Annotated in this window: 5 protein-coding genes and 1 pseudogene; 4 read left to right on the plus strand and 2 right to left on the minus strand. The window is 63.1% G+C overall.

The window, feature by feature from the left end:
• Positions 1-106 precede the first annotated feature (106 nt).
• From clpB to O7A60_RS05115, 3 genes are all read left to right on the plus strand, one after another.
• On the plus strand, positions 107-2,713 hold the full coding sequence (clpB, locus tag O7A60_RS05105; protein ID WP_337105320.1) for an ATP-dependent chaperone ClpB: 2,607 nt from the start codon (positions 107-109) through the stop codon (positions 2,711-2,713).
• A gap of 140 nt (positions 2,714-2,853) precedes the next feature.
• Positions 2,854-3,219, plus strand: coding sequence for an MmcQ/YjbR family DNA-binding protein (locus O7A60_RS05110; protein WP_337105321.1), 366 nt, complete (start codon positions 2,854-2,856; stop codon positions 3,217-3,219).
• A 149-nt stretch (positions 3,220-3,368) separates the two neighbouring features.
• Positions 3,369-4,862: a L,D-transpeptidase family protein gene (locus O7A60_RS05115; protein ID WP_337105322.1), complete on the plus strand. Its 1,494-nt coding sequence runs from the start codon at positions 3,369-3,371 to the stop codon at positions 4,860-4,862.
• 144 nt (positions 4,863-5,006) lie between these two features.
• Here O7A60_RS05115 and O7A60_RS05120 read toward each other — a convergent pair whose 3' ends face one another.
• Positions 5,007-5,639, minus strand: a complete 633-nt coding sequence (locus O7A60_RS05120) for a TMEM175 family protein (protein WP_337105323.1) — start codon at positions 5,637-5,639, stop codon at positions 5,007-5,009.
• A gap of 152 nt (positions 5,640-5,791) precedes the next feature.
• On the opposite strand from O7A60_RS05120, the pseudogene O7A60_RS05125 reads away from it, so the two are divergent.
• Positions 5,792-7,341: pseudogene (locus O7A60_RS05125) on the plus strand (MFS transporter).
• A gap of 1 nt (position 7,342) precedes the next feature.
• On the opposite strand, the gene O7A60_RS05130 reads toward O7A60_RS05125, so the two are convergent.
• On the minus strand, positions 7,343-9,313 hold the full coding sequence (locus tag O7A60_RS05130) for a M23 family metallopeptidase (protein ID WP_337105324.1): 1,971 nt from the start codon (positions 9,311-9,313) through the stop codon (positions 7,343-7,345).
• Positions 9,314-9,755 lie beyond the last annotated feature (442 nt).

Here is a 9,755-nt window from a genome sequence, read left to right on the forward strand (position 1 = left end):
CCGTGCACCATATCTGGCCTGAACAGGATCCGGCTCGAATGGGCGGGTCCGTCACCGCAATCTGATCCGGTGCCGCAAAGCGGGCCGGTGATGGAAGGAGACAAATATGAACCTCGAGAAATACTCCGAGCGCGTGCGCGGCTTTATCCAGTCCGCGCAGACGATGGCGCTCTCCCGGAACCACCAGCAATTCACTCCCGAACACATTCTGAAAGTCCTCGTCGACGATGACGAGGGCCTGGCCGCGTCGCTGATCGAGCGTGCCGGCGGCAATGTCCGCGACGTCAAGCTCGGCGTCGAGACGGCGCTCGAGGCGATGCCCAAGGTGGAGGGTGGCAATGGCCAGCTCTATCTGGCGCAGCCGCTGGCCAAGGTGTTCTCGACCGCCGAGGACCTGGCCAAGAAGGCCGGTGACAGCTTTGTCACCGTCGAGCGGCTGCTGCAGGCGCTTGCCATGGAAAAATCGGCAAAGACGGCCGAAATCCTGGCCAAGGCCGGTGTCACCGCACAGGCGCTGAACCAGGTCATCAACGACGTCCGCAAGGGCCGCACCGCCGATTCGGCGAGTGCCGAACAAGGCTATGACGCGCTGAAGAAATATGCACGCGACCTCACTGCTGACGCACGCGCGGGCAAGCTCGATCCGGTCATCGGCCGCGACGACGAGATCCGCCGCACCATCCAGGTGCTGTCGCGCCGCACCAAGAACAACCCGGTGCTGATCGGCGAGCCGGGCGTCGGCAAGACGGCGATCGCCGAAGGCCTGGCGCTGCGCATCGTCAATGGCGACGTGCCGGAATCGCTGAAGGACAAGCAGCTGATGGCGCTCGACATGGGCGCATTGATCGCTGGCGCCAAATATCGCGGCGAGTTCGAGGAGCGGCTGAAGGCCGTGCTCTCCGAAGTCACCTCGGCAAGTGGCAACATCATCCTGTTCATCGACGAGATGCACACGCTGGTCGGTGCCGGCAAGGCGGACGGCGCCATGGATGCGTCGAACCTTCTGAAACCGGCCCTGGCGCGCGGCGAACTGCACTGCGTCGGCGCCACCACGCTCGATGAATACAGGAAGCATGTCGAGAAGGATGCCGCACTCGCCCGCCGCTTCCAGCCGGTCTTCGTCGACGAGCCGACGGTGGAGGACACGGTCTCGATCCTGCGCGGCCTGAAGGAGAAATATGAGCAGCACCACAAGGTGCGTATCTCCGATTCGGCGCTGGTGGCGGCGGCGACGCTGTCCAACCGCTACATTGCCGACCGCTTCCTGCCTGACAAGGCGATCGACCTCGTCGACGAAGCCGCCTCGCGGCTCAGGATGCAGGTCGATTCCAAGCCTGAGGCGCTGGACGAGATCGACCGCCGCATCATGCAGCTCAAGATCGAGCGGGAAGCGCTGAAGGTCGAGACGGACGAAGCCTCGAAGGACCGGCTCGCCCGGCTGGAAAAGGAACTTGTCGGCCTGGAGGAGGAATCGACCGAGATTACTTCGAAGTGGCAGGCCGAGAAGCAGAAGCTTGGGCTTGCCGCCGACTTGAAGAAGCAGCTCGACGAGGCGCGCAACGACCTTGCCATTGCCCAGCGCAAGGGTGAGTTCCAGCGCGCCGGGGAGCTTGCCTATGGCAAGATCCCGGAACTGGAAAAGAAGCTGAAGGAGGCCGAGGCCCAGGACGGCAAGGCCGGCATGGTCGAGGAAGTGGTCACGCCCGACCACGTCGCCCATATCGTGTCGCGCTGGACCGGCATTCCGGTCGACAAGATGCTGCAGGGCGAGCGCGACAAGCTGTTGCGCATGGAAGACGAGATCGGCAAGCGTGTCGTCGGCCAGGGCGAGGCGGTGCAGGCGGTTTCCAAGGCGGTGCGGCGCGCGCGTGCGGGCCTGCAGGATCCGAACCGGCCGATCGGCTCGTTCATGTTCCTTGGCCCGACCGGCGTCGGCAAAACGGAGCTCACCAAGGCTTTGGCCAACTTCCTGTTCGACGATGAGACGGCGCTGGTGCGCCTCGACATGTCCGAGTACATGGAGAAGCACTCCGTCGCCCGGCTGATTGGCGCGCCTCCCGGCTATGTCGGCTATGAGGAAGGCGGCGCGCTGACCGAAGCGGTGCGGCGCCGGCCCTATCAGGTCGTGCTGTTCGACGAGATCGAAAAGGCACATCCCGATGTGTTCAACGTTCTGTTGCAGGTGCTCGATGACGGCCGGCTCACCGACGGGCAGGGCCGCACCGTCGATTTCCGCAACACGCTGATCATCATGACGTCCAATCTCGGCGCCGAATATCTGGTCAATCTCGGCGAGGACCAGGATGTCGATGCCGTGCGAGACGAAGTGATGGGCGTGGTCAGGGCATCGTTCCGGCCGGAGTTCCTCAATCGCGTCGACGAGGTGATCCTGTTCCACCGGCTGCGCCGCAAGGACATGGACCGTATCGTCGAGATCCAGCTCAAGCGGCTGGAGAGCCTGCTGACCGATCGCAAGATCACGCTGTCGCTGGATCCCGAGGCGATCGAGTGGCTGGCTGCCAAGGGTTATGACCCCGCTTATGGTGCGAGGCCACTGAAGCGGGTGATGCAGAAGGAACTGCAGGATCCGTTGGCGGAAAAGATCCTGCTCGGCGAGATCCTGGACGGCTCGACGGTCAAGGTCACGGCCGGTTCCGACCGGCTGAATTTCCGTTCCAAGCCGACGATCGTGGCGGCCGAGGCGGCGGCCTGATCGACGCATGTCGCCCAAAAGTGACCTCGCTTTTGGGACAACGACATGCACAAGACAAAGATCTGAAGCGCGCCGCGCTTTGGGGTGCCGCGCGTCCGTTCCGGATGCGCGGCGTTTTCTATGAGAAGTGGGGGGCAGGATTGACGCTGGACGATTACAACGGCTTCTGCGCCTCGCTGCCTGCAACGAACCACGTGGTGCAGTGGGGCGGCGCCCATGTCTGGAAGGTCGGGACCAAGGTGTTTGCGATCGGTGGCTGGGATCAGGGCCAGCACCTCTTCGTCACCTTCAAATGCTCCGACATCGCCTATGACGTGCTCAAGGAGCAGCCGGGCCTGCGGCCCGCACCCTATCTTGCCTCGCGCGGCATGAAGTGGATCCAGCGTCAGACAAGCCAGAGCATGGATGATGGTGCGCTGAAGGACTATCTGCGCGAGAGCCATCGCCTGGTTGCCCTGAAGCTGACGAAGCAGGCGCGCAAGGAATTGGGGCTTGGCGCAGGCTAGCCAATATTCCTCGATGCGCCGGAAAACCGCCATCTTCATGCCCGGTTCATATCGGAACCATATGGTGGGTAACTGGTTTGCTGGCGAGGGGTTCGCCGAACTGGACAATGCCGGGCGGCGGCACATACGGACCGGAGAGTTTCGCCACTATGCTGCGCACTATCTTCACCCTTTCGGCGCTTGTTGCGGGACTGGTGTTTTCCAACGCGTTCGCCGCGCCGACGCGTGACGGCGCAGCCCAGCCTGTCCGCGCGGCCGGGAGCGGCGGCATTCTGCTCGCCCAGGACGGCAATCTCGATATTTATTACGATGCCAGGGGCAATCGCGTCATCGTCGACGCAGATACCGGCAAGGTGATCGCCATCCAGCCGCCGCAGACACGGCTTGACCGACGCGCGCTACGCCGCGAGACAAGACTGCGTCAACTGGGCCGTGCCCCCGCCGACGACGACCGCTACTATCTCGACGATCCCCAGGACATGGCCCGCTTCCGCCGCAAGCAGCTGGAAGAGGAAGGACGGGTCATCCCGCCGCCAGCCGACGAATATGATCCTGACAGCAACAATTCCGTCGATGCCTATCCGCCGGCGCCGCAGGACGATGGCAACTACGACAACAATTATCCTGATGCGCCGCAGTGGGCGCAGCCGCACTCCATCCAGCGCCAGCCGCTGAACGAGGCGTCGATAGACCCCGTCCAGCCGGCAGTCCCGATGGAAGAGGCGGCGCCCTCCGACCAAGCGGCACTGCCGCCAAATGCTGGCGGCAAGACGTCGGTCGATCCGTCGCTTTCGCTGGGCGCACGCCAGGATGTGGCAGCACTGCAGGTGCTGCTCGACCGGGGCGGGGCTTCGCCTGGTGTCATCGACGGGCGCTTCGGTTCGAATGTCGACAAGGCGTTGGCGGCCTACAACCAGATCAACGGCAGCAGCCTCAAATCGACCGATGCGGTCGGCATCCAGTCAGCACTCTCGCAATCCGGCGGTGATGCGTTCGCCAACTACACCATCACGGCGGAGGACGCAGCCGGTCCCTATGTCGCCTCCATCCCGGAAGACTACAGCCAAAAGGCGCAGCTCGACCGCATGGGCTATACGTCAGTGGCCGAGGCGCTGGCCGAGCGCTTCCACATGGACGAGAACTATCTCAAGGCGCTCAATCCCGACGTCAACTTCAATCGTCCCGGCACGACCATCAAGGTCGCGAATTTCGGCAGACTGGTCTCGACGCCGGTTGCCCGCATCGTTGCCGACAAGGGCAAGAAGGAAGTCTTCGCCTATGACGCGTCGGGCAAGCTGGTCGCGGCCTATCCCGCCACCATCGGCTCATCGGACACGCCGTCTCCGACCGGCATCCATGCCGTGTCGCGTGTCGCGCTCGATCCGAACTACACCTACAATCCCAACATCAACTTCAAGCAGGGCGAGAACAACAAGATCCTGACCATTCCGCCTGGGCCCAATGGTCCGGTCGGATCGGTGTGGATCGCCCTGGACAAGCCGACCTACGGTATCCACGGCACGCCGGAGCCGTCGAAGATCGGCAAGACCGAAAGCCATGGCTGCGTGCGGTTGACCAATTGGGATGCACGGGAGCTCGCCAAGCTGGTCTCGCCGGGCGTGCCGGTGGAGTTCGTCGAATAGGGTATGTCGATAGTCAGGTGATGCCGGCCGCACGTCCGGTGTCCACGTACCCGAAAGTACGCTCCGCTCCGGTTCTCGGTATCAACCATTTTCGACTCGGCCTGACCTGAATCTCAACGCATCCCAAGTCAGCTTCGCCAAATTTCAACCAATGATCCTGCGCACCCACTTCACATTCGGCGTTGCCGCATAGAGCAACTGCATCACCAGAATGAAGCCGACGCTCAGCAGCGGGGTGATCAGGCAAAGTGCGGCACCGACAGCCCACAGGATCTGCGCCTTGACGATGCGCAGGTAGACGGTGCGCTTCGTTTGCGCGTCGACATCCTCCGCGACAAAGCCGCTCTTCTCCGCATAACGCCAGCTGGCGAACAGCGTGATGCCGAGCATCAACAGGTTGAGCCAGTAAACCAGCACCGCGGTCCTGAACTCGAGGAAGTCGGCCAGAAGGTCGGTTGAGAACGGCAAGAGCGCGATGAAGCCGAGAAAGCAGAGGTTCAGCGTGGCCAGCCGTCTGTCGGATTTGGCGATCAAACCATGCTGCGCCTGCTGGCCGAACCAGAAGATGGTCAGGGTCAGGAAACTCAAGGCATAGGTGAGAAAGCGGGGCGCCAGTGCCGCGACCGCGGCGAGAAGATCGTGTTCGGAATGGATGGCCTCATGTACCGGCACCCTGATCTCGAGCACGATCAGGGTGAGTGCGATGGCGAACACGCCATCGGTGATACCGACGATACGGCCGCGCCCCTCAACCGATGCTTCGAGTGGACGCTTCATCGATTTCTCCCGCCTGCGGCTCTTGGGAAATCTAGCATGACTGCGGCGGTTTGCATCGGGGCAGATGCCATCCGTAGCAATATGGCTGGTTTCAAGGACAACAAGCTTCTGGCCGGTTGTTGCCGGCGCGTCGGCGGTCTAATTAGGGTGGCATGCATTCGCCCAATGAAGCCGCCGTTCCGCTGACCGCTCCGGTCGCGAACGGCACGTTCTGTCCGCAGTCGCAGCGCAGGTACGTGCTGATCGCGGCGATACTGGCTTCGGCGCTCGGCTTCATCGACGGTTCCATCCTGGCGATCGCCATGCCGGCGTTGCGCGCCGATCTTGGCGCCAGCCTGGCCGAAGCGCAGTGGATTTCCAATGCCTACGCGCTGACGCTCTCGGCGCTGATCCTCGCCGGCGGTGCCGCGGGCGACCGGTTCGGGCTGCGCCGTGCCTTCGTGGCCGGCATTGGCCTGTTCGTCGCCACCTCGCTTGCCTGTGCGCTGGCGCCGAACGCTGTCGTGCTGATCGCGTTTCGCGCTCTCCAGGGCATCGGTGCCGCGATCATGGTGCCAGGCAGTCTCGCCATCATCGCCAAGGCCTATCCGAAGAAGGAACGCGGCCGCGCGATCGGCATCTGGGCGGCGGCCTCGGCGCTGACGACGGCGCTTGGCCCGGTGCTGGGCGGTTTCGTGCTTTCGACCTTCGGCAACGGCGTCTGGCGCGCCATCTTCGCCATCAATCTGCCGCTCGGGCTGGTTTCGATCTATCTGCTGTTGGCCAAGATCCCGGCGGACCAGCCAGCCGAAAAGCGCAGCCTGGACCTCGGCGGCGCTGGGCTCGCGACACTGGCCTTCGGATCGCTGGCCTACGGGCTGACGGCGATGAGCGCCGAGGGGGCGGCCTGATGTCGGGCCCGGCGATCGTTGCCGGCGTGATGCTGCTTGTCGTCTTCATCCTCTACGAGCGCTGGCAGCGCGAGCCGATGATCGATCTCAGCCTGTTTCGCGTCAAGGCTTTCGCCGGCGCCAACCTGGCGACCTTCTTCCTCTATTTCGCGCTGTCGGCCAATTTGTTCTACCTGCCGATGCTCTTGATCGCCGGCTGGGGGCTGAGTTCGGCCGAGGTCGGTTTCATCTTCCTGCCGCTGTCGGCTTTGATCGCGCTGCTGTCAGGGTCGGTCGGGCAGTGGTCGGACCGGATCGGCCCCCGCTTTCCGATCGCCGCCGGCAGTCTCGTCGTCGCCATCGCTTTTGCCGGCCTTGCGCTGTTTACCTATGCCGGCTTCCACAATTTCTGGACCGGCACCTTTCTGCTTATGGCGGTGATGGGGCTTGGCATGGCGCTGGTCGTGTCGCCGCTGTCGACAGCGATCATGACTTCGGTCGAGGATAAGGATACGGGTGCCGCGTCCGGCATCAACAACGCCGTCTCGCGCGTCGGCGGCCTGATCGCGGTGGCGGCGATGGGCTCGCTCGCCGCTTGGGTTTATGCGCTGGGCGTGGGCCACGCGTCCGGAATCCCCGGTTTCGGCGAGCCGCCGCCGGCCGGGCTTGCAGCGGATATCAATGCAATAAGGGTTGCCGCCGGCGATTCGGCTTTTGCGGCGGTTGCCGTGGTCACGGCGCTCCTTTGCCTGCTGTCGGCGATCGTCGCCTGGATTACGGTGCCTGGGCAAGCGTCGCCCTGGCCGGCGCAAACGGAGAATTCGCGCGATTGACTCAGCCTTCGATCTTGGCGCTGGCGACCTTCAGCGAATTGCCGTCTTCCTGTTTCAGCAGATCGTCGATGCGCTCGCGTTCGCGCTTGAAGGCGACGAGATCGTCGCCCTTCAGCACCTTGCCGACCGGCAGACGCACGCGCATCGAATCGACCTTGGTGCCGTTGACGATCAACTCGTAGTGCAGATGCGGACCGGTGGAGAGACCGGTCTGGCCGAGATAACCAATGACCTGGCCCTGGCGAACCCGAACGCCCGGCTCAATACCTTTGGCAAAGGCGCTCTGGTGATTGTAGGAGGTCTCGTAGCCGTTGGCATGGCGCAGGATGATCTGCTTGCCATAGCCGCCGGCCCAGCCCGCCTTCTCGACGACGCCATTGCCGGCGGCGATGATTGGCGATCCGATCGGGGCAGCCCAATCGGTGCCTGTGTGCATGCGGACATAGCCTAGGATAGGATGCTTGCGGGCACCAAAGCCGGAGGTGAATCTCCCGTTGGGCAGTGGGTTGCGCAGTAGAAACTGCTGGGCGCTCGATCCATCCTGGTCGAAATAGTCGATGCTGCCGTCCTGCATCTGGAAGCGGTAGAAATTGCGCGTCGTGCCGCCAAAGGTTGCCGAGACATAGAGAAGTTCGGAATTGTCCGACGTCTGGTCGTCGCCATCAGGCTGCGAGAACAACACTTCGAGGCGATCCGACGGATTGAGTCGCGACTGGAAGTCGACGCCAGACGCCAGCAGCTTGATCAGCCGCTGGGTCATCGCCTTGGACATGCCATAGGAATAGGCGGTGCGGTAGATGCCGTCATAGACGTTGGGCAGATTGCCGCGCACCACCACCGGCGCCGATGAATCGTCGAATGCCGTCAACAATTCGGGATTGGGCTCCGGCTCCTGCGCCGGCACGTACTGGCCGCGATCGTCGAGCGCGATGGTGACGATATGCGTGGTCTTGTCGTAGACACTGGTGCGCACGACCTTGGCGGCATCGCCGTGAACCTCGAGACCGACGCGCAGCACGGTTCCTGCCTTGAGCGCCGGGGCGTTGAGCAGCTTGGCGATCGCTTCGGCCATTCCGGTGGCATCGTCGCCCGTATAGCCCGAATCGGCAAAGGCCTCGGTGAGGTCGGTGTCCTTGGTGAAGGGGATGATTTCCTCGGCGAAAGCCGGCGCTTGGTCGTCAGCGTTCGCACGCGGCGACACCGAGACGTTTTCCGGCACGATCTTCACGTCATACGAGCCGGCCATGCTCTCGGCAAAGGCTTCGCCGAATCGCTGCGGATCGACATAATGGAGTGAAGCCACCTGCACGGCGCCGTCGCTGAGGTCGGTGCCGGCTTCGCGTACCACCTTTTCAACTTCGTCGGCTGACAGGTCGCTCTTTTCGTCGAAGGAAGCCGTCTCGATCGGGAAATCGACCGTCTTCAGGCTCATTTCGCTTTCGACCTTGGCGCCGTAGATCTGGCCGGAAGCGGCCGAGGCCGTCGCCGGCTGCGCCGATGCATCGTCGCCGTCGTCGCCGAACACTTGCATCGGGTCGAAAGGCGGGTAGGCCCGGCTGGTCGTGTGGCCGGCTGCGAGTGCCATCTTGATCTGTACGAAAGGCATGGTGTGGATGACGTCGCGGTCGCCCACCTTGGTGACCATCGACACTTCCATGCGACGACGGTCCTTGGCCTTGGCAATCTGGCGCGGCGCCACCAGCCTAGTGGTCTTGGCCACTTCGCCGGAATCGCCATTGCTGGCAAGTCCGATTAGTTCCGCGATTTCGGGTGGTGTCGCCAGTTGCTGGCGCCCGTCGAGGGCGGCAAACAGCGCGACGCCCATCAGCACGCTCGAGGTCACGCCAGTGAGAAATGTTCCCGACAGCCAGCGCGCAGAAACCTCACGCCGATCGGGCGGGCCGCTGCGGCCGTCCGCGATAAGCGGCGGCTCATTGCCGAGTTCGGCTATGACATCTTCCGTATCTGGCATCCAGAAAGGCTGCTTCTTCCCCGGGCGGAACGGCTTGTCGCTTTTGTTGTGGCCATGACATTTGCCTGTCACGGCAGGTTAAGTCAACGAAGCCTCAGGCCCCGGTCGAATTCCCCTCGTGCACTTCTCTTATAGAGCACTGTGGAAGGCGGGCGGCGTGCCTTCATCTATAAGGCTTGCCGCGCGCTTCCTTACGAGGCTCGTAAAAGAGGCCATTGCACGGCTGTGCTCGCGCCTCTTTGTTGGCCTTGGTGTCGAACGGCAATGCGGCGGCAATAGGGCTCCTTCGTGTCCTCCTCTTGCTGTTATCCCCTGTTCCCCTGCGGCAGCCGGCTATCGACAAGGCCCGCCCGAAATTTCTGTCGTAAAAAGTTCAAAAACTTGAGAAACCGGTGTTGACAGTTTGTCGGGGTGGCGACTATATACGCCTCACGAACGAGGG

The organism is Mesorhizobium salmacidum (SeqCode) (assembly GCF_037179605.1).
Lineage (GTDB): Bacteria > Pseudomonadota > Alphaproteobacteria > Rhizobiales > Rhizobiaceae > Mesorhizobium > Mesorhizobium salmacidum.

Coding starts and splice junctions, on each gene's coding strand:
- clpB (WP_337105320.1), top strand. CDS start 107: ATGAACCTCGAGAAATACTCCGAGCGCGTGCGCGGCTTTATCCAGTCC.
- O7A60_RS05115 (WP_337105322.1), top strand. CDS start 3,369: ATGCTGCGCACTATCTTCACCCTTTCGGCGCTTGTTGCGGGACTGGTG.
- O7A60_RS05120 (WP_337105323.1), bottom strand. CDS start 5,639: ATGAAGCGTCCACTCGAAGCATCGGTTGAGGGGCGCGGCCGTATCGTC.
- O7A60_RS05130 (WP_337105324.1), bottom strand. CDS start 9,313: ATGCCAGATACGGAAGATGTCATAGCCGAACTCGGCAATGAGCCGCCG.